Genomic DNA, 26279 nt, shown 5'->3' on the forward strand with positions numbered 1-26279 from the left:
AAAACTTATTCGTACTATGTCAACCTTAAAGTTATTGTATACTATACTTCCTCGAGGAGTGCCGGCAGCGCAAGTACAGTCCTTCCACCATTATCTCCGGATTTTCTGGTCACCGCCTGTATATTGATTGTATCCTTCCCGGCTTTAATACCCTGGCCTGATCCCCAGGTATAACCGGACAGAGCATACAGCGATGGAATATCCGTTTGTTGAATAATGCTGACAATGTTCATTTTAAAATAACGTTGGATATCAATTTCCTGATCAACGCTTTCTTCAAGGTATACTTTTGTTTCCCGGCTGGATAATCGAAGGTTCAGTACTTCATACGTGTTGAGAACATCACTTTCCTGGTCTTGATTAATTTCCAGCTCTGCGCTGTACTGATAGGCCGTTCTGTTGGCAAAGTCGCTCAGGACAGCTTTATTCCACAGCAAGCCGCTTGACTGCAAAACATTTTCTATTTCCTTCTGACTGCTGCTATCTTCCGTCCAGATAATATATTTTACCCGGGCATTTTGGCAAGATGCAAGTCCCGAATGAAGAAGCAGCACAAGATTTCTGTCAGGATTGCTTTGGGCTTTAATGCTACTGGCAATCCCGGCTGCTGATCCTGATAAGACGATAATGGTCAGGGATATGAACAAACAAAGCAAGGTCTTTTTTCCAGACACGCTCTCTCACTCCAGCTTACTGATTTTTAGTTGTCATTCCTGTCTTTAATTCAAATGTCATCAACTATTAATAGTTTGACCAAAGTGGAGATTCCCAAAACATAAGAGATTTTTTTAGATTTTTTAGATTCTTCTAGCTATGTTGCCAGAAGCCTTTTCATGGTAAAATGTTATATATCAATTTTCTGACAGGTACTCATCAGAAGGGAGCCACTCCAATGGAAAACAACAGCCTTGAGAATGAGCATCTCCATGCCCATTCCCATCCAAACAAGAAAAATGTCTTAAATCGCTTGGCCAGAGTAATCGGCCATCTGGAAGGCATAAAGAGAATGGTTGACGATGAAGTAGACTGCAGTGAAATACTGATACAACTGTCGGCTGTCCGCTCCGCACTTAACAATACCGGTAAAGTCATCTTGAGTGACCATATCAATCACTGTTTGGTTCATGCTTATGAGGAAAACAATACCGAAGTCATCGACAAACTGAATGATGCTATTGACAAATTTCTAAAATAAATGCGGAATAGATTATGACCAGATAAGACAAGATAAGAAAAGGATGCAGCAATATGATCGCTGCATCCTTTTTACTTTTGAACCCAAGGCTATTTTTCTGTCGCTCTGAGCCTAGTGACAGCTCTTTTCAAGGCAACCTCCGCTCGGATGATGTCCGTCTCGGCCTGTTTTTCACCGAGGCGTTTTTCAGCGCGCTCTTTGGCCGCCTCTGCTCTCGCGACGTCGATGGATTCCGCAAGCTCGGCGGTGTCAGCCAGGATCGTTGCCTTGTTCTGGACAACTTCCAAAAATCCGCCGCCAATTGCCATTTTTTCCACTTTGCCGTTTTGCGTATAGCGGACGACCCCGATTACCAGGTTGGCAATGAGTGGAGAATGGTTGGCTAAGATACCGAGTTCTCCTTCCGCTCCGGGTGCCAGGATAAATTCAACTTCCGTATTCAGAACTTCGCCGGCAGGTGCCACGACAACAAAGTTAAACGTTCCAGCCATGGTTATACAGCTCCCAACTGTTTCGCTTTTTCAACCGCCTCTTCGATCGTTCCGACATACCGGAACGCTTCTTCAGGCAGACTATCGTGCTTACCTTCGCAGATTTCTTTAAAGCTCCGAATCGTATCTTTGACCGGTACGTATTTGCCTTTCATGCCGGTGAAGGCCTCGGCTACACTAAACGGCTGGGAAAGGAAAATCTGAATGCGGCGGGCTCGGTTAACAAGAAGTTTGTCATCTTCGCTGAGCTCGTCCATACCAAGAATCGCAATAATATCCTGAAGCTCTTTATAACGCTGCAGGATCTTCTGCACTTCGCGGGCAACTTCGTAATGCTCCTGGCCAACGATGTCCGGGGTCATGATCTGGGAACTGGAATCCAGCGGGTCCACCGCCGGGTAAATACCCATTTCAGAAATCGAACGGGAAAGAACCGTTTTGGCATCCAAATGCGCAAAGGCCGTAGCCGGTGCGGGGTCCGTCAAGTCATCCGCCGGCACATAAATAGCCTGAACGGAGGTGATGGAACCTTTCTTCGTTGAAGTGATGCGTTCCTGCAGGTTGCCCATTTCCGTAGCCAGGGTCGGCTGATAGCCTACCGCCGACGGCATACGGCCCAAGAGTGCGGACACCTCAGATCCGGCTTGGGTAAAGCGGAAAATGTTATCGACGAAGAGGAGCACGTCCTGTCCCTGTTCATCACGGAAAAATTCAGCCTGGGTAAGACCGGTCAGTCCTACTCTTAAGCGGGCACCGGGGGGTTCGTTCATCTGACCGAACACCATGGTCATCTTGTTAATAACGCCGGATTCCTTCATTTCATTCCAGAGGTCATTCCCTTCACGGGTACGTTCACCAACGCCGGCAAATACGGAAATACCGCCGTGCTGGGTTGCGATATTATTAATGAGCTCCTGGATCAGAACGGTCTTGCCTACGCCGGCACCGCCGAACAGACCAATCTTACCGCCTTTAGCATATGGTGCCAGCAGATCGACTACTTTAATCCCTGTTTCCAGCATCGTATCTGTGGTTTCCTGATCGACAAACGGTGGTGCTTTACGATGAATCGGGAATTTTAGTTCCGTGTTCACATCGGGTAGATTGTCGATTGGTTCTCCCAAGACATTGAACATTCTCCCCAATGTTTCAGTACCGACGCTGACAGTGATCGGTGCACCGGTGTTCACGGCTTCTACACCCCTGGTCAGACCGTCGGTGGACGACATCGCAATACAACGCACGGTGTCGTTGCCTAGATGCTGGGCAACTTCCAAAGTCAGTTTGGAGTTCTTTACTTCGTTTTGAATGACAATCGCACTATAAATTTCCGGCAAGGCATCGGAATCAAATTCGATGTCAACAACCGGACCCATGACTTGAATTACTTTACCTATTTTTGACACAAGCTTGCAACCTCCTTTGATAAGGTACGAAAAGCAGCTACTCCAGAGCCGCAGCTCCCCCTACAATTTCAGAAATTTCCTTGGTAATCGCTGCCTGACGGGCTCTGTTCATCATTAAAGTCAACTTGCCAATCATTTCTTTGGCATTTTCCGTTGCTGAATCCATCGCCGTCATTTTTGCCCCCATTTCACTCGCCTTGCTTTCCAGGAGGGCACTGAAAATCTGACTTTCAACATAGCTGGGGAGTAATTTATCCAACATTTGCTGGGGTTCAGGCTCGAAGATATAGCTGCCACTGGCCTTTTCTGCGGATGGTTCAATCGGCAGTAATTTGATAGCGGTTGGTTCCTGAGACAGAACCGAAATGAATTTGGAATAAACGAGGTAAACCTCATCTAATTCGCCGCGGGTATATAACCCAATGACATCTTTAGCAATGCCTTTGGCTTGGCTATAATTGGGGCTATCGCCCAATCCAGTAAACTGTGTAATGATTTCAATATTACGTCTGGTAAAAAAATCAATGCCTTTCCGGCCTACTGCTACCAAACCGGCTTGAACGTCCGTCTTTTCATCAAGCAGACTCCTGGTCATACGATTCAAGTTGGTATTAAACCCTCCGCACAGACCTCGGTCTGACGTTACGAGGATATATCCCACTTTCTCCACCGGACGTTTTTCCAGAAGCGGATGCCTTGCCTCCGCCTGGTTCTGAACAAGACGGGCTAGGACACTCTGAAGCTGTTTGGCATATGGGCGGGAAGCGATGACTTTTTCCTGAGACTTCCGTAATTTGGCGGCAGCTACCATCTTCATGGCTTTGGTAATCTGCTGCATATTGGCTACACTACGGATCCGTCTGCGAATATCGCGTACTCCTGCCACTTCATTCACCTACTCTTTCTAAGCTAAAAAGCCTTGCTTGAACTCATTGATGGCATCGCCGATTTCTTTCATGAGCTCGTTGGAAAGAGCTTTCTCCGTACGGATTTTCTCAGGGATCTGAGTCGTACGCATGAAGCGGAGAAGTTCCTGTTCGAATTCTTTCATTCTTTCCATTGGGACATCATCGATATAACCTTTAGTCGCCGCGAAGATGACGATGATCTGCTCTTCGACCGGCATCGGCTGATATTGTCCCTGCTTCAGGATCTCCATGGTTTTTTGGCCGCGGTTAAGTCTGGCTTGAGTCGCTTTGTCCAGATCAGATCCAAATTGGGCAAAAGCCGCTAATTCGCGATAAGCTGCCAGATCCAGACGGAGCTGACCGGCTACCTGTTTCATGGCCTTGATCTGAGCGTCTCCTCCAACGCGCGATACCGAGATACCGACGTTAATGGCAGGACGGAAACCGGAAAAGAACAGGTCTGATTCCAAGAATATCTGACCGTCGGTGATGGAAATAACGTTCGTCGGGATATACGCAGAAACGTCACCGGCCTGAGTCTCAATGATCGGCAGCGCTGTCAGTGAGCCGCTTCCCTTTTCTGGGGACAGCTTAGCCGCACGTTCCAGCAAACGGGAATGGAGATAGAAAACGTCGCCGGGATAAGCTTCACGTCCGGGCGGACGTTTCAACAAGAGCGACAGTTCGCGATAAGCAACCGCCTGTTTGGACAGATCATCATAGACCACCAGAACATGCTGACCTTTGTCCCGAAAATACTCGCCAATCGCACAACCAGAATACGGTGCAATATAAAGCATCGGAGCCGGGTCGGAAGCTGTCGCCATGACAACGATCGAATATTCCATCGCGCCATGCTCTTCCAGCTTCTTCACAACACTGGCTACGGTCGACTGTTTCTGACCGATAGCCACATAAATACAGATACAATTCTGTCCTTTTTGATTAATAATGGTGTCTACGGCCAGCGCGGTCTTACCTGTCTGGCGGTCACCAATAATCAGCTCACGTTGTCCGCGGCCGATTGGCACCATGGAGTCAATCGACTTCAGACCGGTCTGCAGCGGTTCATTTACTCTTTTTCTGTCGACTACACCGGGAGCATCTGATTCTATCGGACGATATCCGGCTGGAACGATCTCCCCTTTGCCATCGACAGGTTGTCCAAGAACGTTGACAACGCGGCCAATTAAGCTTTCTCCTACCGGTACTTCCACGATCCTGCCGGTACGCTTGACCTGGTCGCCTTCTTTAATCGCAGCATAAGGTCCCAGGATAACGCAGCCGATGTTGTCCTCTTCCAGGTTCATGGCCATTCCATATATACCGCCAGGGAACTCCAGAAGCTCACCGGACATCGCCTTCTCCAAGCCATAAACACGCGCAATACCATCACCTACCTGGATAACGGTACCAACATCAACGACTTCGAGGGCTGATTCATAACGCTCGATTTGCTGTTTAATAATAGAGCTAATTTCTTCGGGACGTAAATTCATCCTTTTAGTTCACCCCTACTTCCTGCTGAGGTTTTAACGATGTTTTTTTCAATTCATCACGTATTTTAGACAATGCGGTTGTAATTGAGCCATCCATCACTCGATCTCCCACTTGAAGTTTGGCTCCACCGATCAATGTCGGATTTACTTCGGAAAGTAAACGAACATTCTTGCCAGTAGATCTGGCAATCATTTCTTTGAGTTTTTCCTCTTGCGCCGGAGTCAGTGCTGTGGCACTGGTAACTTTTGCTTCGATTAAGTTGCGTGCTTCATTGGCCAGACGTGCAAATTCACGCTGAACCAGGCTGAGGAGATTCTGTCTCCTGCGATCAATCAACAGATAAACAAAATGACTGGTCATGTCAGAAACAGTGTCATCAAGTATCTTCGCCAGGACCTTCTTTTTGGTTTCTGCTTCAATATTGGGATGGTTCAGCAAAACTTTCAGCTCACTATTTTGGGCTACAATTTCCGCCAAATCATGCAGCTCTTTATCGATTTGATCGAGGACAGACATCTCAATAGCTAATTCAAAAAGAGCCTGCGCATAGCGATGTGCGAGAGCGCCGTTTAACATGGCCGATCCCCTACCTCTTGAATAAATTGTTCAATGAGAGCTTCCTGACCCGTGATATCCAGTTTGTGGCGAATGATTTTTTCAGCAACGGCTACAGACATATCGGCTACCTGAGCTTTAACATCAGCAATTGCCCTGTCGCGTTCCCGTCCAATGTCGGCCAAGGCCGACTGTTTGAGCTTTTCGGTTTCCTTACGGGCTTCCAGGATAATTTCTTCCGCACGCAGCTCGCTGCTCTTGGTAGCCTTCTCAATAATTTCCTGAGCTTGCTGACGGGCTTGACGCATTTCCTGTTGGTATTCCAGCCGGATTCTTTCAGCTTCTTTTCTCTCCTGTTCGGCTTGGGCCAGGTTATTTTCAATACCCTGACGGCGTTTTTCCATCATATTCATGATTGGTGTCCAAGCAAACTTTTTCAGGATCCAAACTAAAAGCAAAAATGAAAGAAGCTGAACAAAATATGTGTAGTCAAAATGTAACGGGCTATTTGTCGTAGGACCAGCAGCCGCTGAGGCAATCGAATTGGTAAAACCTATTACGAAGGGATTCAAGCGATATTCCCCCTCCTCTCTATTTTGAGCAGTAGATTAATACATTAACGTCATTCAATTGTTGCATTTTACTGAAGTACACCTCAGGACTTCGTAAAGAACATTAACAGAGCCATGATGATGGACAAGAGGGGAAGAATCTCAACCAGCGCAATACCAATAAACATGGTGCTCATTAAAGTTCCTCTGGCTTCAGGTTGACGTGCAATTCCATCAATTGTGCTGGCAACAACGTTTCCATTACCCATAGCAGCTCCAATGGCCGCACCCGCGGCAGCAATACCAGTACCTATCAACGCAGCAGCAGTGATATCCATATTAAATTTCCTCCTTAAATTAATTCATTTTGTATTTATTGATTTCAGATTGCTTCTTTTTAGCTCTGAAATAATACCGTTGTTAGTGAGACTCTTCGATAGCTTGGCCGACATAGGCCACCGTTAATATTGTAAAAACATAGGATTGGATTACTGCGATAAATACGCAGAAAACAAGCCAGAATGGCATCGGAATAACTCCGCCAAAGGCAAATATACCCGGGATCATGAGAATGACTGCAATCAGGATTTCTCCAGCATAAATATTGCCGAATAGCCGGAAAGCTAAGGTCAAAGGCTTGGCGACAAAGTCAATAATATGAAGGATCGCAAAAGGCGGATAGGGTTCAAGAAAGTGTTTGAAATAGTGCGCACCTTTATATTTGAGTCCATAGACCAATACTAAAACAATCGTTATTGTAGACAACGCAAAGGTCGTATTAACATCTGCTGTCGGCGACGAAAACGTTGTTGTTCGCGCACTGAAAATTGCTCCGCCAAACATCTCATTGATTCTAGCAAAGTGTACGTGATCGAGTAAGGGTGCAAATATATTGGGAATCAAGCCAATCATGTTCGCAAAAAATACAAACAAAATAAGTGAAAGAAGATACCCGAGCAATGACGATCCTTTTTTATAGTTCATATTATCAGAGATAAGGCCCCTGACAAAATCAATGATCCATTCCAAAAGATTTTGAAGTTTTCCGGGCGTTCCACTTGTCAGATTGCGCTTACAAAGAAAGACAAAACCCAAAAGAAGTATCATCGTGACCCAAGTCATAATCAGTGTCTTCGCATGCACAGTGCCATTTCCCAATACCCATAGTACGGTATCATGCATTTAATTTTCACCACCTTTCATTTTCCTTAGTTGATGTCTTGCTACAATTATAGGGATAACAATACCAATCATCATTCCTATAGCCACATAATAAAGCCATTCCGGTTGGAACCTTGCGGTAATAGCAAATACCAATGTAATGATTACCAACCTGAATACTAAGCTTTTGTAGTATGTTTTTAGGGCTGCTTTCTTATCTTTGTCCATTGCTTTTCGAGCATCCCTAAGTAGCCACTTAACATTAATTATGCCCGTGTAATAGCCGATCAATAAACCGACAAGGGGATAAAATTCTGTTCGCCATATTACGATTAAAACAGTGATGCAAAGAATAACCGTCAAGATCTGAATAAACCTGCTATTTTCCATCCGTTTTACCTAACTTTAAATAAATTAATATTAGAGATAATATACTGAACAAAATGCCTAGAATCATCAAAACTGCCTTAAATAAAGGGTCAGTGCCAAAACGAGTGTCCAAATAATTTCCGAAAAAATATCCTCCTACTTCCAAGCCAACAAGAGCAGAGGCACTTGATGATCCCCATAGCATATACTTGACAACATCACCTGCAAATTTGTCAGCCATCTGGTTCCCTCAAATCTTTTGGTTTTTCGTAGACAACATAATATGACATCCTAATATGTATTGCAAGATTTATGCCAATTGCACTTGCCGTCAAATACCGCATAGAATCAGGATTGATCGTTCCTTCACATAATCATGAGTTTTCATTTTGCATTTTTTTTAATTATTTTTCATTTTATTAAGAAATTCTTGTGATCGTGATCAGATGCTGAAAATCTTTTGATCAGAAAATTTTTCAATAATAATTTGGGTGATTCTTGCGCTTGATCTGCCGTCCCCGTATGGATTTGTCGCTTGAGACATTTTTTCATAAGCATCCTGGTCGGTTAACAGCTGCTGAATGCTCTCAACGACTTTATTGTATTGTGTCCCAACCAGCAATACGGTTCCTGAATCGACAGCTTCAGGCCGTTCAGTCGTATCCCTGACCACTAGAACGGGCTTGCCCAGTGAAGGAGCCTCTTCTTGGATCCCCCCGGAGTCTGACAGGATCAGATAGGCCTTCGCCATTAGATTTACAAACGGTTCGTAATCCAAAGGTTCAATTAAATGGACCTTTTCATTGCCGCCTAAGACCTCCGTGACTACTTTCCTGACCGTAGGGTTCTTATGCATCGGGAATATAACATAGGTATCCGGAAATTCCCGCAGGACTGTTTCCAGCGCCTGATAGATCTGCCGCATGGGTTCTCCCCAATTCTCCCGGCGGTGCGTTGTCATTAGGATCATTCGTTTATCTTTATTTGCTTCTAGAATCCTGTTTAAGTCTATATCCGCAAACTGATATTCCGGCTTAACGGTACTTAATAAGGCATCGATTACTGTGTTGCCTGTAACAAATATATTCTCCGGGTCGACCCCTTCGCGCAGCAGATTCCTTCTCGATACTTCGGTGGGTGCAAAATGCAGGTCTGCTAAACCGCTGGTAAGTTTCCGATTGATTTCCTCCGGCCAGGGAGAATATTTCTGGCCAGTTCGCAAACCAGCCTCGATATGGCCGATCGGGATCTTATGATAAAAAGCTGTTAGGGCTGATGCAAAAGTAGTTGTAGTATCCCCTTGTACCAAGATCAAATTCGGTTTTTCCTTGATCAATATCTCAGCTATTCCTGTCAGCACTCCAGTGGTAAGGGTGGCAAGAGTCTGTCCATGCTTCATTAAATCAAGATCATAATCAGGTACAATATCAAAGAGTTTAACAACCTGATCCAGCATCTCACGATGCTGGGCAGTAACAACAACCAGGCTGTCAACGTCGTCCCGCTTTTCTAATGCTTTTACGACAGGTGCCATCTTAATAGCCTCAGGTCTGGTTCCAAATACAGTCATGACCTTATAATTTCTTTGCTTCAATTCCACAATATTTCCCCCACTGTTGGGCAATGCCTGAAGGCGTTGACCGCAAAGACCTTTAATCTTAAATATTATACACGCCCAAGGCATTTTTCGCAAATATATACAACTATATACACGATTGTCCTTATTTTGTTGATTACTAGGGATATATCTACTTATTTTTCAGAATGCTCCAAGCTACTCATGGCACCATGGCACTAGGCCATCCTTGGCCGTCGTGCGCCACGTTCCTTGTCAACATTGCCATGTCATCCGTGATTATTTGACCCGGTGAAGGCTATCTAAACGCCTTCACGCCTCCTGTCCCGTCGCCATGCTACGCTTGATGCTGGAATCGTGGTATGGATACCTAATATGGAGTAAATAACTGAGCGTAAAAAAATGATGCAAATAGTTTGTGTGAACTATTCGCATACAGCTCCATCATCCCATGGTTTATTACTCGCTTGTTTCGAAGCGAATATTCTTTTTTTTACCGTTTTCATCAAGATAAGCAACCCGTTTGATCATTGCATTTTTAATCATTCTCCGGCACAGCAGACAGGGTTCCCCCGATGCTTGTTCCCCATTAAATTCATAACCGGATATGTAAATTGTGGCTCCCTGCATTTTTACGGGATCACCGGCAATAATCGCATTTTGTTCAGCGTGAACCGCCATACACAACTCATATCTTTCCCCTTTGGGAACATTATACCGTTCCCTGACACATTCCCCGATGTCAATGCAGTTGGGTTCCCCTCTGGCAGCGCCGTTGTAACCTGTGCTAACAATAATATTGTCTTTGACAATCACTGCGCCATAATTGCGCCTTAAGCAGGTTGACCGCCTGGCCACCAGCTGGGCAAGATCAAGGAAATATTCGTCCCACGCTGGCCTGGTTTGATTTTTCATCACACTACTCCCCGCATTCCGCTTTCCTTCGCCAAAAAGTACATTGAATTTTTGTCTGCTAAGATAATTCTCTATTTTTAGTATACTCGTGCCAGACTCTGCTGTCATTATATCTGTTAGGATCTTTTTCTGTTCATTTTCTGTTTCTTCTCTGTTGTTTATTCTTTTGTTCCAAACAGTCTGTCCCCAGCATCTCCGACTCCTGGAACGATATAGGTGGATTCGTTTAAGCATTGATCAATAGCCGTAACGTAGGTTAGGTTACTTATACAAAGGAAATCTTCCGCAAATATCTTTGACAATCGCTTCGGCCCGGGCAATTCTTGAAGCATCACTGCCGGCAGTCAGCGTCAGGTCAATCGCCTCAGTGATCAGATCCATCTCGGCTTCCTTCAACCCTCTGGTCGTGACCGCAGGCGAACCGATCCGTATACCGCTCGTTACATTGGCCCCCTGAGGATCAAACGGGATCGTATTTTTATTCACGGTAATGCCGACACTGTCCAGCCGTGTTTCAGCTTCTTTGCCTGTCAGCCCCTTGCGTCTGACATCCAGCAGCAGCAAATGGTTGTCCGTACCGCCTGAAACCAAACGAAATCCTCTTGCCAGAAATCCTTTGGCTAATGCCCGGGCATTTTGCAAAATCTGCTGCTGGTATTCAACAAATCCCGGCTGAAGAGCTTCACCGAAAGCAACGGCCTTGGCTGCAATCACATGCATCAGCGGGCCACCCTGAATTCCGGGGAATATCGCTTTATCGATCTTTGGCCCGAATTCCTCTTTACAGAGAATAAGCCCGCCTCTTGGCCCCCTTAAGGTCTTATGGGTTGTGCTGGTTACAAAATGCGCATAGGGAATGGGGCTCGGATGAAGACCGACTGCTACCAGACCTGCAATATGCGCCATATCAATCATCACGTAAGCGCCAACTTCATCGGCGATTTCTCTGATCCGTTTAAAATCGATCTGGCGAGGGTAAGCACTCGCTCCGCCGACAATCATCTTTGGTTTATGGGCAAGCGCCAGTTTATGCAGATTGTCGTAATCGATCCGTTCTGTTTCCTTATCAACGCCATATTCAATAAAATTGAAATACTTTCCCGAGATGTTGACCTGACTCCCGTGTGTAAGATGCCCTCCATGCGACAAGTTCATGCCCAGAACCGTGTCCCCAGGATTCAGCATGGCAAAATAAACTGCTGTATTGGCCTGTGCTCCTGAATGGGGCTGAACATTAGCGTGTTCCGCATTAAACAGTTTTTTGACCCTTTCCCTGGCCAGATTTTCAACAATATCAACATACTCGCATCCGCCGTAATAACGCTTTCCCGGATATCCTTCAGCGTATTTGTTTGTCAGGACCGAACCCTGAGCAGCCATAACTGCCCTGCTGACAAAGTTTTCCGAAGCAATGAGTTCAATTTTATTTTCCTGTCTGTTTTCTTCCAGCTCTATGGCTTTTGCTGCCTCAGGGTCCTGGGACGCTAAATATTTCCGAATGTAATCCATCTGAATATCCACCTCTATCATAAATAACTAGGATATCGTTTCCTTTTCTGGTATCTTGTCAACCTTAGAATTATTCTGTTTAGCATATGCTGCCATATAAACTTCTGTCCTGGCCTCCTCAGTCGCAGGGATAAGAAGCTCTCGGGCCGCCGACATATTTCGGCCGCGTTTTGGCAAGGTTAAGATGAGCCGCACCGAGGTTTCGGACACCAATCCTTAGCGGAACGGCGACCGGACGAAGATGCATACCAATCAACGTGTCTCCGATATCGATCCCGGCATCAGCCCTAACCTGTTCGACAGCAACGGGATCGGAAAAATTCCCCCAGGCAGTCAGGGACATTGCCCCGCCTGCTGAAAGCGACGGTATCACCACGACGGGTTCAAAATTCAGCCTGTCCGCCGCCTTTCTTTCCACGATAAGCACTCGGTTTAAATGCTCACAGCATTGAATCGCCAGAAAAATCCCAAGCTTGTCCGCCCATCTCCGAAGTGGTTCGAACAGAATATCAGCCACTTCTTTGCTACCGGCTTTGCCAATCTTCTCCCCGATAATCTCACTCGTGCTGCAGCCTACAACCAGCAGCTGTCCAGGCGTTAGTCCAGCTGTATCCTCAAATGCCTGAAGAATATGCTCCCACTCATCTTTGATTTGCCGAAGCATTTCCTTCTTATCTGTCATAGTACCCTCACGCCTTTCTTATTTTTTGGGCCAGTATCCTCAGCCTAAAAAATTAAGATCGCTGTTCAAAACCGCTGATCATATCTACTCTTCTGGCATGTTTCCACCCGCTGAAGGATGTTGTCAAAAAAGTCTCGACAATATCCAGCGCAACGCCCTGACCAATTACTCTTGCTCCGAGTGCTAAGATATTGGCGTTATTATGCTGCCTCGCCATCTTGGCCATATAACTGTCGGTACAAAGGGCAGCCCGGATTCCCTTGACTTTATTGGCTGCAATGGAAATCCCTATTCCGGTGCCGCAGACCACGATTCCTGAATCCGCTTTATTTTCGATCACTGCTTTCCCGACATTGAAGCCATACTCCGGATAATCAACGGAAATGTCGCTGTCTGTACCGCAATCTAGAATCTCGTGGCCTTTTTCCGCAAGAAATTCTTTGATGCACTCCTTAAGCTGATATCCTGCATGATCTGCACCCAATGCAATTTTCATTTCTGCCTCCTGAACTCCGTAGTTTTTATCATCATTTTTTTATCTAGCATTTACAGGGCTAACTATTCCCTCGATACCGCCGTACTCCGGCTTTGATCATTTCTTCAATTTCTTCCGCACAGAACCTGTATGTTTCCAGAGATCCCAGCCATGGGTCGGAAATTTCTTTATCCAAACCAGCCCATTCTCCGAGTTGCATGATTTTATCCTGATATTCCGGATAAATACCGAACAATACTTTTTTCTGAGCTTTGGTCATTGTCAGGATCAGATCAGCAGCAGCGAGCGTATCTTTTTGCAGCCTGACCGCCCGATGCCGCCGGGCATCAATTCCCTTTTTCTGGAGAATCTCCCCTGCATACGGGCTGACAGGATCGCCATCCAAAGCCTGAATACCGGCCGAAAAAAGCTCATACCCTTCCGGAAAATATAAGCGGGCAAGACCTTCTGCCATCGGACTGCGGCATGTATTTCCTGTGCAAACAAACAAGATTTTCATAGATATCATTATACCCTCTTTTCCGGACTAGTAAATTAAAATTCAATTAACTTAGAAAACAAGACCGAAGGCCATTCTCAGGCCAATCAGAAACAAGATGCCGCCACCGACGGCTTCCGCTTTGCTGCCGGCCCAGGTCCCGATTCTTCGACCAAGAAGAATGCCGCCTCCTGTCATGATGCCTGCGGTAAAACCCATGATTAGGGTCGCCGGCAGGATCATACTGACAAACGTACCCAGAGAAAATCCGACACTCAGCGCGTCAAGGCTGACGCTTCCTGCCAAAACGAAGATTCCGAATCCTTTTAAACTCGGGATATTTTTTTCTCCCGATCCCCGAATGGCTCCCAGAATCATTTTACTGCCAAGCCAGAGTAAAATGACAGCTCCAATCCCAACTGCAACATTGCCAAACAGCAATCCAAGTTTCTGTCCAATCCACAAACCCAAAAGCGGCATGAAAACATGAAACACTGCCACGACAGCACTCAACCGCAGCGCTATTTTATTGTCGATCCCAATCATTCCTAAAGCAAGCGAGAAGGAAAAGGCATCCATCCCTAGTGCTATCGATACCGCTATAATCCATATTAATTCCAAGTGTTTTCCTCCTTAGTTTCGGTCAGATTGGGATACCTGCTCCCTGGACCAAAATTTTTTTTGCCAGCTGCTTTCTTCAAACGGTTCATAAATGCAAGTCCTATTCCTTCTTCTGCAATCTCCTCCGCCAGAATGGTGTCGATGTTTTGCTCGTCACACAGTCTCAGTCCTTCAAACAGACGGCTGGCAGCTGAGTCAAGATTATTCCTGGAACCAAGTGTAAATATCATATCGGCCTTGCCGGCCGTATCTCCGGTCAGTCTGGCGACCGTTTCTTCCAAACACAGTACTGCAGTCCTTACCGCGTTGTTTTTGTTCCTCAGATATTTCGTCATTTTTTCAGCTTTTTCAGAGGTACTACCACTGAATAAAATGATTTCACCTTCCGGTGCGTAATGTCTATATTTCATACCAGGCGACCTGGGCTCTACGGTCGGTTGTCCTTGATCAGCACTGCGGTCCAGTTCGACCTTCCCCAGCACTGCCCGAAGCTGTTCAAGCGTAATTCCTCCCGGGCGCAAAATCGTTGGTAGTTCCCCGGTCAAATCAAGCACAGTCGATTCAAGGCCCACTGTACAAGATCCGGCATCAATCAGCAACGGAATCTTCCCTTTCAGATCCCGCCAAACATGCTCCGCATTGGTCGGACTGGGCTTTCCCGATATATTCGCACTCGGCGCGGCCAATGGACAACCCGCTGCTTCAATCAGGGCCAGGGCAACAGGGTGACTCGGCATTCTGACCGCCACCGTGTCCAGTCCTCCGCTGACGATTTCCGGAATATGCGCTCTCTTGGGCAGTACCAGCGTTAAAGGTCCTGGCCAGAAATTCCGCGCGCAGACTTCAGCCTGCGGCGGCCAAACACGGACAAGCTGCTGTGCTTCGTCCAAGGCAGCAACATGAACAATCAGCGGATTATCCGAAGGTCGTCCTTTTACCGCATATATTTTAGCACAGGCTTCGCTGTCCAGCGCATTGGCGCCAAGCCCATAAACGGTCTCGGTAGGAAATGCCACGACTTCACCCTGTCGGAGCAAAGCTGCTGCTTCCTGCAATTCTTTATCCTGTATGATGCTGTCCGACCTCAGCCGAATTCTTTTTGTCTCCATGACAGCTCCTTCGTGGCCTTATACAAACGGCGGTTTCCAACCGGTTATTAACGAAATACTATTCCTTGCGGGCCAGGACTATTCTATCCAGACCAGCGTAATCAGAAAACAATTCGGTTTGATATCCGGCGGCCGTAAATAATTCCCGAACCCGGGTTCCCTGGGAATACCCGATTTCCACCAGGATTATTCCCTCATGGCTCAAGAATTCTGTTGCGTTCATAGCAATCCTCCGGTAAAAATCGAGGCCATCTTTTCCAGCCAGCAGAGCTAAGACAGGCTCTTTCCTAACTTCTGGCGGACACTTCAGAATTTCATGTTCTGAGACGTACGGAGGATTGGAAACAATCAGGCTAAATTTTTCTCCCTGCACCGGTGCAAAGAGATCTCCCTGACGAAAATCAATATTCACGTTCATATTGGCCGCATTAATTTTGGCGACAGTCAACGCTTCAGAAGACACATCAACAGCGACAACGGCCGCCTGCTTCCAATAATAGGCCACAGCAACGGCAATTGCCCCACTGCCTGTGCAAAGATCAAGAACCTTCGAAGGAATTTCCGAATTTTCTCGTTCTCTACCCATATTCTTGCCCAATTCCAGGACTTTCTCAACTAGAAGTTCCGTTTCTGGTCTCGGGATCAGAACGCTTGGGTCCACAAAGAAATCAAGACCCATAAATTCACGGGTCTTAAGCAGATAAGCAAGCGGTTCCCTCTGACCACGTCGTTTCAGAAAATCATTATAGATCTCTCTTTCCGGAGAAGCGACTACCCTGTCACACTCGGCATATAGTTTGTCTCTGGTCGTTTTAAGCACAAAGGCCAGGATAAGATCCGCCTCCGCCCGGGCGTCAGGTACCCCGCACTGCGCTAAATACTGCGCACCTTGCCGCAGCAGCTCCATTGGCTGATGAGCATCAAGTCTATCTGTCATACCTGGTAAACTCCTGGTTTCATCCTTTTCCATTAGACCGAAGCTTTGAGTTTTTCGGCATGATCGGCTGAAATCAATGCCGTAATAATTTCTTCGATGTCACCCAACAAAATGCTGTCCAGTTTATGCAGCGTAAGCCCGATACGATGATCGGAAACCCTGCCCTGAGGATAGTTGTAGGTTCGGATGCGCTCACTGCGGTCACCTGTCCCTACCTGGCTTTTACGTTCTTGGGCAATCTCGCCGGCTGCTGCTTCCTGGGCTTTCTCTAAGAGCCTGGCTCTGAGCACTTTTAAAGCTTTATCCTTATTCTTGTGCTGGGATTTTTCATCCTGGCAGGAGACCACGATCCCCGTCGGCAAGTGGGTAATGCGGACTGCCGACTGTGTCGTATTTACAGATTGACCGCCAGGACCGCTGGAACAAAAAATATCGATCCTGATATCGTTCGGGTTAATCGCAACATCGACTTCCTCGGCCTCAGGCAGTACGGCAACCGTCACGGTCGACGTATGGATCCTGCCGCCGGATTCGGTCGCAGGAATCCGCTGAACACGGTGAACACCGCTTTCATATTTAAGTCTGCTATAAGCACCCTGTCCTTCGATCATAAAAATAATTTCTTTAAAGCCTCCAATATCCGTGAAACTGGCACTTAAGGGTTCGGTCTTCCAGTTCTGACTTTCGGCATATTTTGTATACATCTTGTATAAATCACCTGCAAACAAAGCCGCTTCATCTCCACCGGCACCGGCTCTGATCTCCATAATGACGTTTTTCTCATCATTCGCATCCTTCGGCAGGAGCAAGATTTTCAAATCCTCCTCCAGCTTCTTTTTGCTCTTTGTTAATTCATCCTGTTCGGCCTCGGCCATCTCTCTCATTTCCGGATCGCGTTCCTCGGCAAGCAGAACTTTAAGATCCTCGATCTGCCGGTTTATTTCTTTATATTCCCGAAATACTGCGACTGTATCTGTAAGCGCTGACTGGCTTTTGGCATATTTCTGAAAATCAGCCTGATTGGCGATGATCTCCGGCTTGGCCAGGAGCTCTGTCAGGTCGTCATATTTTTTTTCAATCTCTTCGAGCCTGTTTAGCATGTTTTAACCTCTCCCAAATGAATTTTATTATGAAAGTTCCTGTCCAGTCGCGAGTACCCCGTTAAGCGCAGCAATCGCAACCTCAAGTTGGGAGTCGTCCGGTTCCCTGGTCGTAAGTTTCTGCAGCAGAAGGCCGGGAACAATGATCCACTTTAAAAATACCGATTTGGAAAATCTCCCTGACAGCTTTAAAAGCTCGTACGAAATTCCGGCTACCAGCGGCATCAGGATGATTCGGGAAACGATACGCCACCACAGAGGATCCACGCCCAAAAAGGCAAAAACAAAGATACTGACGACAACAACAATAAGCAAGAAGCTCGTCCCGCACCGGGGATGCAGTCTGGAGTATTTCCGGATGTTTTCCGGATTCAGTTCCACGCCAGCTTCATGCGCAAATATTGCTTTATGTTCTGCCCCATGGTATTGAAATACCCTCTGAATATCCTTTAATCTAGATATCAGAAGGATATATAGAAATAACACAATAAGACGAATGAGGCCTTCGACAATATTTTGCAGTACGGTACCCGGAAAAATATCTGTCAATAAATGAGCGGAAGCTGTCGGTATTCCGACAAATAACAGGAGTCCGGCAGCAAAGGCAATAACGATTGTTAACACCATCGCCCAAAAGCCAAGCTCCTCTCCTTCTTCTTCGCCGACAGCGCGGTCGGCGGAAAACATCAAAGCTTTGGTTCCGATTACCAAAGATTCAAGCAGTGCAACAAAACCCCGAATGATCGGCAATTTAAGAACTGGCTTCTGAGACCAGGGATGAATATCTTGGGTCGTTACTTCAATTTCTCCGTTCTGCAAGCGAACGGCCATCGCAATCGCCCGCGGCCCACGCATCATTACGCCTTCAATCAGCGCTTGCCCTCCATATTGAACAGGTTTTTCCATAATTTCAAACCTCCAAGGCCTAATAACCGAAAAGCAGAGCTTACGCTCTGCTCCTTGTTTTCTACAGGCAACGGTTTCATACCGTTGTTATTGCAAACCGTATTTCTTTTTGAAACGATCGACTCGTCCACCAGCGTCAACAAATCGCTGAACTCCAGTGTAAAAAGGATGACACTTGGAACAAATTTCGACCTTGATATCCTTCTTCGTACTACCTGTTTCTATAATATTGCCGCAAGCGCAGCTAATGGTAGTTTGTTCATATTTCGGATGAATTTTCTCTTTCATGACCCGTCACCTTCCTTCCCAATCAGATCCGTCTCAATCAAATACAGTCAACTCTGAATATTTTAGCACATTCTTTGCCTTTCGGTCAAGAAAAAAACAATTCAGAAAGCTTCTTTTCGCAGCGTTTTAGCAGGCTCCTTTAATTGCATATTTGGGCTTTTTGGCAAAACAATGTTTGGCTTCAATAAAACGGACCGTACCAGTCTTGCCTCTCATCACCACAGTGTGCGTCGTGGCACCCTCACTGCTGTATATCACGCCTTTAAGCAGCGGTCCTTCTGTAATTCCGGTTGCCGCAAAAAAGATGTCATCCGTATTGACCAGATCATCGAGTGTCAGCAGTTTATTGATATCCATTATACCCAGTTTCCGGGCTCTTTCAACATCTTCTTCATTCTCCGGCCAAAGTCTCCCCTGCATTTCCCCGCCCATACAGCGCAGGGCAGCAGCGGCAAGCACTCCCTCAGGAGCTCCGCCGACCCCCATCATCACATCAACTCCGCTGCCTTCCAGCCCGCAGGCGACAGCCGGAGCGACATCACCGTCGGTAATCAGGCGTATTCTAGAGCCGCATTCTCTTACCTGACGGATGATCTCACTGTGGCGGGGCCTGTCGAGAATAACCACCGTAAGTTCCTGAATTTTCTTATTGAGTCCCTTGGCTATGTTCTCGAGATTTTCCGCAACTGGAGCATCCAGATGGATACGTCCTGCAGCCTTGGGACCAACAGCAATTTTATCCATATACATATCCGGGGCATGCAGAAGTCCATATCTTTTGGTCACAGCTAAAACCGCTATGGCTCCTGGCATTCCTTTGGCAACAAGATTTGTTCCCTCGAGGGGATCAACGGCAACATCAACCTCGGGCTTTTCGCCCGTGCCAAGTTTCTCCCCAATGTAAAGCATCGGGGCTTCGTCCATTTCTCCTTCGCCGATCACGACCGTCCCATCCATGTGTACGGTATCAAACAAAGATCTCATAGCTTCCACTGCCGCATCATCGGCTTCATTCTTCTGTCCCATTCCTACCCAGCGCGCTGAAGCAAGTGCTGCCGCTTCCGTCACCCGGGCAAATTCCATGGTTAATTCTCTTTCCATCTCTTTTTCACCCTTCTTAACTTAACTTCTTCCAGTCATCCAAAAATTTATTAATTCCTGCACTTGTCAAGGGATGCTCGGATAATTTGCTCAAAACGCCAAAAGGTATTGTCGCAAAATCCGCGCCGATCTTAGCCGCTTCAAGGACGTGAACAGGATGACGGATACTGGCGGCAATCACCCCGCAGTCCAGATCATGGACCTCAAAAATTTCGCAGATATCGGCCAGGACATTCATGCCAACCTCCCCGATATCGTCAAGTCTTCCTAAAAAAGGGCTGACATAAGCGGCTCCCGCCCTTGCTGCCATCAGTGCCTGAACAGGGCTGAACACCAATGTAACGTTCGTCTGGATATCTTCTTCCCGCAGCGTCTTGACGGCTTTCAAACCGTCAAGCGTCATTGGAATTTTGACGACAATATTTGAATGAATATCTGCGAGCCGCCGGGCTTCCTGAAGCATACCCTCATAATTGAGCGCTATGACTTCCGCACTAATCGGCCCATCGACAATCCCGGCAATTTTATGGATCAGGGTATGAAAGTCCTCTTTTTCTCTGGCTACCAAAGAAGGATTCGTCGTAACACCGGCGATGACTCCCATGTCCCATGCCCGGGAAATCTCTTCTGTATTGGCTGAATCAAGGAAAAAACGCATAGATCAAATTCCTCCTTCAATAATATCCGGCCATAGTAAAAAACCTACTCGACCTCCGTAATGATATTCTTTCTATGATTTCCCTTCAGAGAATCGTTGATGATCCACATCTCGTTTTCCTCTAAAGTAATTGCTCCCATTTGTTCTAGTATGCGCAAAATGTCTTTATTATCCGTATAAATAATACCCATTGCCTTGCATAAATCGCAAATCAATTCTACACTTTCAGGTAATATTTCTACAGTTAGGTTATGATTTCCGCATTTGCAGCCAAGCTTTTTCCGTTCAACCAGCCTGCCAAGTATCTCTATAACGCCATAGACAACAAAAAAATCATCTGTCATTACATCAAGATCTTCCTGATCGCTTGTTAACTCCGAAGCCAGTCGGACAAAGTTCTTTTTAATTTCTGTGCACAATTCCATGACACGTGATTCAGGCCCGATATAGCCTACTGGTAGTTCCTTGTCGCTGCATCCCAGACGCAAAGGTTGTTCTCCCCAGATCAACTCCCTTCTGGTAACCAAGTGATGTGGCGTCCCGCAGTAAATACAAGAATATTCTATGCCGATTTTCTTGCTCTCAAAACTGATGAGCGTCAACAATGGAGTACCACACGTACAAATGAAACTGTTCTTTCCCAAGTGAACAAAAGAAAACACTGATAATGTTTTAAGCTGAAGTTTCCCGCAGTGGGAACAAAGCATCCCAATGGTTGAGACTGCCTGAATAATCATTCTTTAGGCTCACCTCCCACACTGTCAGCTATTGGGTCTTTCCACTCCATGAAATCACGGTATTAGGCTCCGTGGCCTTGCCGCTCTTTGCCATCCGTGGCACCGCGGCATTAGGCTGCCCATGGCCGTCTCAAGTCAGCGGATCACATCGGTTTACGTATGCCGTATAGCTTATAGTTCTCCAAGTAAAATATTATTCCTGCCTTAGATTTTTTAGAATATTAGAATTGCCGCTTCTTACCATTCATGGCACCGTGGAATTAGATCCTACATGGCCGCCAAAAAGCCAGACTTTCGTTAAAGTCTGGCCGGTTAATCTGTTGATCATTCAAGCCATTATTTTAAGCCACCATTTCAATCCTCAGAAACATGATCCACACTGATAATTTCTCCAACCTGTTTTTTTAATTCATTTAAGTCAAAAGGTTTAACAACAAAGCCGGATACTCCTAATTCCTCAGCCTGTCTATAAAAAATCTGATCGCCATATGCTGTCATCATGATGACCCGGCTTTTACAATTTGTCTCCCTGAGTTTCGTTAGAACCTCAATTCCACTCATTCCAGGCATCTTAACATCCATGATTATCAGATCCGGCTGAAATTCCGGAATAATCTCAAGCGCTTTTATTCCGCTGCCGCACGATTCAATCTCATAACCATATTCTAAAAAAACCTCGGTTAGAAGTCTTCTGATCCCATTTTGGTCATCCACAATCAACATCTTCAGCATCAAAGTCCCCCTTTTTATAGCTAGATTTGCAGTTGTCAATAGATTTTAAAAACATCTATCGCGCTAAAAGGCAATATGATTTTACAAAGATCGCCATACTACCTTTTATTTGACAATTGTTCTTCGCTGGGAGACAAAAATCCTTCATTAATTATCCTTATTCTCATTATTTCTCCATTTTTTTTATACATCCGCAGAATCCTGGGATTGGCCTGAGTCCTTCGTAAAGGAATCATAATCTCGTCACCGGCTGAGCAAGGCGCGCTGCCGACATCGAGTACCGTAAGCTGCATCCCAATTTTCCCTGCAATCCTGACGGTTTGCCCGTTGCAAAACAGTTTTTCCCGGCCCAGCTGAATGCCCATCAGAGCTGCCATATTTTTGACAATTATTTTCGCGAGATCCACAATGTTTTGAGGCACAAGTCGGGGCTCAATCCCAAAGCCATCGGCATAACCTACCGGCACCACTGCCAGAGTCGTGTCTTTTTTAGCCTTGTAAATACTCTGGTAGCCGACAAAGGTACCTTTTGCCGCCTTTTGCAGGTGAACAATTCTTGCTTTGACCAGCCAAGGGTCTTTTAATCGCAGCCTGCCTTCAAATGCCGGCGCCGGACAATGACCAATCAGGAGTGTCCCGACTCTGACCATATTGTAATGATACTCCGGAAAATCCAAATAGGCGGCGCTGTTGCAGACGTGCTTCAGCGGGATCCGAATGCCTGCCTGTTCCAACGTTTGAACATAAGCCAGATATTTTTCATTCTGCGCTCTGGTATAGGCACGATCACGCTGAGCTCCCCGGGCAAAGTGCGTGTACACCCCGGTTATTTCCAGCTGAGGAGCTTCTCGCAACGCTGCAGCTAATTCCTGCAGCTGATCGCCCGTAAAACCGGTACGTCCCATACCCGTTTCCAGCTTCAGCTGAATCCCGGCTTTAGTTCCCAACGTTTCGGCGAGTTTGTTCAGTGCCGGTATCCAGTCCAGCTGTGATACCGTTAGTTCAATATGGGCCTGGATTGCCGCCTGCCAGTATTCCGGGCTCGACGGACCGAGCACCAGGATTGTACCGTCAACACCCTGGTTTCGCAGCAGCAACGCTTCAGAGATGGTGGTGACAGCAAAGGCCGTACATCCTTCTCCCTGCAAAGCTCCTGCTACTTCCGCGGCCCCGAGGCCGTAGGCATCTGCCTTAACAACCGCCATGAGCCGGCATCCGGCAGAAAGCCCGGCCATGATTTGTCGGTAATTATGGATAATGGCATCCATATCTACTTCGATCCATAGATCTGACATGACAAGCCCCTCTTTAACAAATGATTTTAAAAATTATTTAAGAGATCATTTAAGAAATTACAAGGAATGAATTATTTATTCCGCGGCCTGCGCATCCGGGCAAGCATTCCTTTCAGTTTCCCGGAGTAAGCTTTTTCAGCAATCTGCCAAATCACATACAGGACAGGCCTGTAAACATAGTCCCATTCCCCGATGAATTCTGTAAACTCGCCATTAAAACCTTTTTTAAATTTATACAGTCCATACAGCGGGTTACTCTCGTCCAAATCCCCGGATACTCCTCTGAAATCATAGAGCGTACAACCATTTGCTTTGGCCCAGCAAATCATTTCCCACTGAATCAAATAGTTGGGCATGACATTGCGATAAGAATTTGATGATGCCCCATAGATATACCAGGCTTTGTCCCCTGTGATGAAAGCCAGCGTTCCTGCAACAATTTTTCCTTCATATTCGGCAACAAAAAGTTCGGCAAAACCTGCCGGCACCAGCGTATCATACAGATCTTCAAAATAGGTATAAGACCTCACCAGGAAATTATCCCGTTCGGTCGTTTCCTTGAGTACACGGAAAAATTCCGGTAGATCCTCTCTTAATCCTTTCCGGATCACGACACCTTTTTTAGAGGAAAGGCGGATATTATAGCGGGTTTTTTGATGCATATTCGTGAGCAAGGTCTCTTCATCCGGCGAAATGTCCAGACGAAATACAAACTTCGGCTGAACACCTTCAAAATTCTTTCCTGTATCCATTTTATTAAAGCCCTGGGCTTTCAAAATACCTGCCAGAACCTGATCGGTTGAAGATACATCAGGATCAATCTTTAAGAGAATCGCCTTGCGTTTTTGCGCCAGCTTCCTGATTGCTTCCAGGACGGCTGCCATTTTTTCGCTGTCGTGCATATCAACGACCGGACCGCGCGGACAGTAAAAAATGGGGGTCCCCAGCAACGGTAGTTTTCTTTCGAGAATTGTTGCAGCAGCAAAAATCTCACCATCTTTTTCCACTGCAAGCCTCCAGGGTCTCCAGCCCGTTCTTCCTTTAATGTCTCCCCATTCCCATAATTGCATCGCATGCCCTTTGGGATGCTTACAAATAAAGGAATTAAACTTTGCTTTATCTTCAATTGCGAGCCACCTTGCCGTAAATTCCATTTTTTCACTCCTCCCAAAGACATTCCATTCTATCATCTGCGGAAATACAATTCATAGAAATACCAATCACCCTGTTCGACGTGAACCGGTTGACTGGCAATAAACGTTTTTTTCTTCATCCTGTTATCCTATTAATTTTAAACGTAATCATATGATCTTAAACATCTGTTGTTTGCTGTCTTATATTTCCTTCAGTGTTGCAGTGACAAAGTTTTTGAAGAGTGGATGCGGCCGGTTCGGTCTGGACTTAAATTCAGGATGAAACTGAGAAGCCACAAACCAGGGATGATCCGGATATTCCGATATTTCAACGAGTCTGTCGTCCGGGGATGTGCCCGAGAATACCATGCCGTTCTTCTCGAGGATTTCCCGGTAATAATTGTTCACTTCATAGCGGTGACGATGCCGCTCATAAATCACTTCACTGGAATACGCCGAGTTGGCAAGGGTATTCGGTTTGACCCTGACCGGAGAAATCCCCAAACGCATCGTCCCGCCCATATCTTCAATATCTTTTTGTTCCGGCAGCAAATCGATCACGGGATACTCAGTATCAGGGTTAAATTCTGTACTATTCGCGCCTTTTAGCCCACAGACGTTTCTGGCAAATTCAATGATGGCACACTGCATCCCGAGACAAATGCCTAAATACGGTACTTTGTTCTCTCTGGCATACTGGATCGCCTTGAGCTTCCCTTCAATCCCTCTGTTTCCGAATCCTCCCGGTACCAGGATGCCTTTAATTCCGGTAAATATCTGCCCCAAATCTGCCCCTGGAACCTCAAGCTCCTCAGAATTAATCCAGCGGATTTTTACACCGGCCCCCTGATCGATGCCGGCATGGCGCAAGGCTTCTGCTACGCTGAGGTAGGCGTCGGGTAAAGTGACATATTTACCGACAATCGCAATTTCTGTATACCTGCATGGAGACTTAATCTTCAAGACCATTTTTTCCCACGTTGACATATCCGCTTTGGGGGCTTTAATACCCAAACAGCACAGAACGATATCATCCATACCTTCTTCCTGAAGACGAAGCGGAACCTCATAAATCGTCGGAGCTGTGGTATTAGTTATGATAGCTTCTTTGTCAATATCACATAATAAAGCTAGTTTTTCTTTGAGATCATCGTCAATTGCTTTGTCAGCCCGGCAAACCAAAATATTGGGCTGAATTCCGATACCTCTGAGTTCCTTGACCGAATGCTGCGTCGGTTTGGTCTTAACCTCACCGGAAGCCGACAGATAAGGAAGAAGGGTGACGTGGATATAACAGACATTCTCTTTGCCCATATCTCCACGGACCTGACGAATGGCTTCCAAAAATGGCAGTGACTCCATATCGCCGACAGTCCCGCCAATTTCAGTAATCACAACATCGGGATTACTCTCTCTGGCAACCCGGTAAATACGTTCTTTAATCTCATTCGTAATATGAGGAATCACTTGAACCGTGCCGCCAAGATAGTCACCTTTGCGTTCCTTGGTGATGACCGACCAGTAAATCTTTCCTGCAGTCACATTGCTGTTTTTTGATAACGGAACATCAATAAATCTTTCGTAGTGCCCGAGGTCAAGATCGGTTTCCGCTCCGTCATCGGTAACAAACACTTCTCCATGCTGGTAAGGGCTCATTGTTCCAGGATCGACATTAATATAGGGGTCAAATTTTTGGATCGCGACCTTGAGTCCCCTTTTCTTCAATAAACATCCCAAAGAAGCGGCTGTTATTCCTTTACCCAGGGAACTTACTACGCCTCCGGTAACAAATATAAATTTCGTCATCCTTTTCTACCCTTTCCTTATCTCATAAAATTCTAAAGTCTAGAGTCCTGTGCTACGTTGTATG

31 protein-coding genes and 1 pseudogene are annotated in these 26279 nt (G+C 46.2%); 1 reads left to right on the plus strand and 31 read right to left on the minus strand.

What is annotated here, in order from left to right; genetic code table 11:
- Positions 1-41: 41 nt before the first annotated feature.
- Positions 42-674 (minus strand): hypothetical protein, encoded by a 633-nt coding sequence (locus AB3489_RS14175; protein WP_368293388.1) that lies wholly within the window; start codon positions 672-674, stop codon positions 42-44.
- 218 nt (positions 675-892) lie between these two features.
- Here AB3489_RS14175 and AB3489_RS14180 point away from each other — a divergent pair, with 218 nt between their 5' ends.
- Positions 893-1195, plus strand: coding sequence for a metal-sensing transcriptional repressor (locus tag AB3489_RS14180; protein ID WP_368293389.1), 303 nt, complete (start codon positions 893-895; stop codon positions 1193-1195).
- Positions 1196-1284: 89 nt separating this feature from the next.
- On the opposite strand, the gene AB3489_RS14185 is transcribed toward AB3489_RS14180, so the two are convergent.
- From AB3489_RS14185 to AB3489_RS14330, 30 genes and pseudogenes are all read right to left on the minus strand, one after another.
- Positions 1285-1686 (minus strand): F0F1 ATP synthase subunit epsilon, encoded by a 402-nt coding sequence (locus AB3489_RS14185; protein WP_368293390.1) that lies wholly within the window; start codon positions 1684-1686, stop codon positions 1285-1287.
- Between the two features lie 2 nt (positions 1687-1688).
- Entirely contained in the window at positions 1689-3092 is a 1404-nt protein-coding gene (gene atpD, locus AB3489_RS14190; RefSeq protein ID WP_019224986.1) for a F0F1 ATP synthase subunit beta, read from the minus strand.
- Between the two features lie 37 nt (positions 3093-3129).
- On the minus strand, positions 3130-3978 hold the full coding sequence (gene atpG, locus AB3489_RS14195) for an ATP synthase F1 subunit gamma (RefSeq protein WP_019224987.1): 849 nt from the start codon (positions 3976-3978) through the stop codon (positions 3130-3132).
- Between the two features lie 18 nt (positions 3979-3996).
- Complete coding sequence (gene atpA, locus AB3489_RS14200; protein ID WP_368293391.1) at positions 3997-5499, minus strand: F0F1 ATP synthase subunit alpha; 1503 nt, start codon at positions 5497-5499, stop codon at positions 3997-3999.
- Positions 5500-5503: 4 nt separating this feature from the next.
- On the minus strand, positions 5504-6076 hold the full coding sequence (locus tag AB3489_RS14205) for a F0F1 ATP synthase subunit delta (RefSeq protein WP_368293392.1): 573 nt from the start codon (positions 6074-6076) through the stop codon (positions 5504-5506).
- Positions 6070-6627, minus strand: coding sequence for a F0F1 ATP synthase subunit B (gene atpF, locus AB3489_RS14210; RefSeq protein WP_019224990.1), 558 nt, complete (start codon positions 6625-6627; stop codon positions 6070-6072). The genes AB3489_RS14205 and atpF overlap by 7 nt, the downstream gene beginning before the upstream one ends.
- An 83-nt stretch (positions 6628-6710) precedes the next feature.
- Positions 6711-6944: a F0F1 ATP synthase subunit C gene (gene atpE / locus AB3489_RS14215; protein ID WP_015044915.1), complete on the minus strand. Its 234-nt coding sequence runs from the start codon at positions 6942-6944 to the stop codon at positions 6711-6713.
- Between the two features lie 82 nt (positions 6945-7026).
- On the minus strand, positions 7027-7788 hold the full coding sequence (atpB, locus tag AB3489_RS14220) for a F0F1 ATP synthase subunit A (protein ID WP_019224991.1): 762 nt from the start codon (positions 7786-7788) through the stop codon (positions 7027-7029).
- Entirely contained in the window at positions 7789-8130 is a 342-nt protein-coding gene (locus tag AB3489_RS14225; protein ID WP_242836980.1) for an ATP synthase subunit I, read from the minus strand.
- Positions 8131-8146: 16 nt separating this feature from the next.
- A complete protein-coding gene (locus AB3489_RS14230) occupies positions 8147-8377 on the minus strand; it encodes an AtpZ/AtpI family protein (RefSeq protein ID WP_019224993.1) in 231 nt (76 codons plus the stop codon).
- Positions 8378-8578: 201 nt separating this feature from the next.
- Complete coding sequence (gene wecB / locus AB3489_RS14235; RefSeq protein WP_368293394.1) at positions 8579-9736, minus strand: non-hydrolyzing UDP-N-acetylglucosamine 2-epimerase; 1158 nt, start codon at positions 9734-9736, stop codon at positions 8579-8581.
- Between the two features lie 435 nt (positions 9737-10171).
- Entirely contained in the window at positions 10172-10627 is a 456-nt protein-coding gene (locus AB3489_RS14240; protein ID WP_368293395.1) for a cytidine/deoxycytidylate deaminase family protein, read from the minus strand.
- A gap of 158 nt (positions 10628-10785) precedes the next feature.
- Positions 10786-10881, minus strand: a pseudogene (locus AB3489_RS14245) (uracil phosphoribosyltransferase); the annotation flags it as partial.
- Positions 10882-10888: 7 nt separating this feature from the next.
- The gene (glyA, locus tag AB3489_RS14250) at positions 10889-12136 is read right to left on the minus strand and encodes a serine hydroxymethyltransferase (RefSeq protein ID WP_019224996.1); all 1248 of its coding nucleotides are present in this window, start codon (positions 12134-12136) and stop codon (positions 10889-10891) included.
- Between the two features lie 118 nt (positions 12137-12254).
- Positions 12255-12818, minus strand: a complete 564-nt coding sequence (locus AB3489_RS14255; RefSeq protein ID WP_368293396.1) for a TIGR01440 family protein — start codon at positions 12816-12818, stop codon at positions 12255-12257.
- A gap of 52 nt (positions 12819-12870) precedes the next feature.
- Complete coding sequence (gene rpiB / locus AB3489_RS14260) at positions 12871-13314, minus strand: ribose 5-phosphate isomerase B (RefSeq protein WP_368293397.1); 444 nt, start codon at positions 13312-13314, stop codon at positions 12871-12873.
- A 58-nt stretch (positions 13315-13372) separates the two neighbouring features.
- Positions 13373-13813, minus strand: a complete 441-nt coding sequence (locus tag AB3489_RS14265; RefSeq protein WP_025206219.1) for a low molecular weight protein arginine phosphatase — start codon at positions 13811-13813, stop codon at positions 13373-13375.
- A 51-nt stretch (positions 13814-13864) separates the two neighbouring features.
- Complete coding sequence (locus AB3489_RS14270; RefSeq protein WP_015044925.1) at positions 13865-14413, minus strand: manganese efflux pump; 549 nt, start codon at positions 14411-14413, stop codon at positions 13865-13867.
- A complete protein-coding gene (locus tag AB3489_RS14275; protein ID WP_019225000.1) occupies positions 14404-15522 on the minus strand; it encodes an L-threonylcarbamoyladenylate synthase in 1119 nt (372 codons plus the stop codon). The genes AB3489_RS14270 and AB3489_RS14275 overlap by 10 nt, the downstream gene beginning before the upstream one ends.
- A gap of 58 nt (positions 15523-15580) precedes the next feature.
- The gene (prmC, locus tag AB3489_RS14280; protein WP_368293398.1) at positions 15581-16459 is read right to left on the minus strand and encodes a peptide chain release factor N(5)-glutamine methyltransferase; all 879 of its coding nucleotides are present in this window, start codon (positions 16457-16459) and stop codon (positions 15581-15583) included.
- 32 nt (positions 16460-16491) lie between these two features.
- Positions 16492-17559 (minus strand): peptide chain release factor 1, encoded by a 1068-nt coding sequence (gene prfA / locus AB3489_RS14285; RefSeq protein WP_019225002.1) that lies wholly within the window; start codon positions 17557-17559, stop codon positions 16492-16494.
- A gap of 27 nt (positions 17560-17586) precedes the next feature.
- Entirely contained in the window at positions 17587-18465 is an 879-nt protein-coding gene (locus AB3489_RS14290) for a DUF1385 domain-containing protein (protein WP_019225003.1), read from the minus strand.
- A gap of 87 nt (positions 18466-18552) precedes the next feature.
- Positions 18553-18753, minus strand: a complete 201-nt coding sequence (rpmE, locus tag AB3489_RS14295) for a 50S ribosomal protein L31 (protein ID WP_019225004.1) — start codon at positions 18751-18753, stop codon at positions 18553-18555.
- 126 nt (positions 18754-18879) lie between these two features.
- Positions 18880-19854 (minus strand): class II fructose-bisphosphatase, encoded by a 975-nt coding sequence (gene glpX, locus AB3489_RS14300; RefSeq protein ID WP_019225005.1) that lies wholly within the window; start codon positions 19852-19854, stop codon positions 18880-18882.
- 16 nt (positions 19855-19870) lie between these two features.
- Positions 19871-20512, minus strand: a complete 642-nt coding sequence (fsa, locus tag AB3489_RS14305; protein WP_368293400.1) for a fructose-6-phosphate aldolase — start codon at positions 20510-20512, stop codon at positions 19871-19873.
- A 44-nt stretch (positions 20513-20556) separates the two neighbouring features.
- Positions 20557-21249, minus strand: a complete 693-nt coding sequence (locus AB3489_RS14310) for a hypothetical protein (RefSeq protein ID WP_019225007.1) — start codon at positions 21247-21249, stop codon at positions 20557-20559.
- A gap of 354 nt (positions 21250-21603) precedes the next feature.
- Positions 21604-21981, minus strand: a complete 378-nt coding sequence (locus tag AB3489_RS14315; RefSeq protein WP_368293401.1) for a response regulator — start codon at positions 21979-21981, stop codon at positions 21604-21606.
- Between the two features lie 98 nt (positions 21982-22079).
- A complete protein-coding gene (alr, locus tag AB3489_RS14320; RefSeq protein ID WP_368293402.1) occupies positions 22080-23276 on the minus strand; it encodes an alanine racemase in 1197 nt (398 codons plus the stop codon).
- A 71-nt stretch (positions 23277-23347) separates the two neighbouring features.
- Entirely contained in the window at positions 23348-24430 is a 1083-nt protein-coding gene (locus AB3489_RS14325) for a lipid II:glycine glycyltransferase FemX (protein WP_368293403.1), read from the minus strand.
- A gap of 180 nt (positions 24431-24610) precedes the next feature.
- A complete protein-coding gene (locus tag AB3489_RS14330) occupies positions 24611-26215 on the minus strand; it encodes a CTP synthase (RefSeq protein ID WP_025206222.1) in 1605 nt (534 codons plus the stop codon).
- Between the last annotated feature and the right edge of the window lie 64 nt (positions 26216-26279).

Source organism: Dehalobacter sp. TBBPA1 (assembly GCF_040931655.1).
Taxonomy (GTDB): domain Bacteria; phylum Bacillota; class Desulfitobacteriia; order Desulfitobacteriales; family Syntrophobotulaceae; genus Dehalobacter; species Dehalobacter restrictus.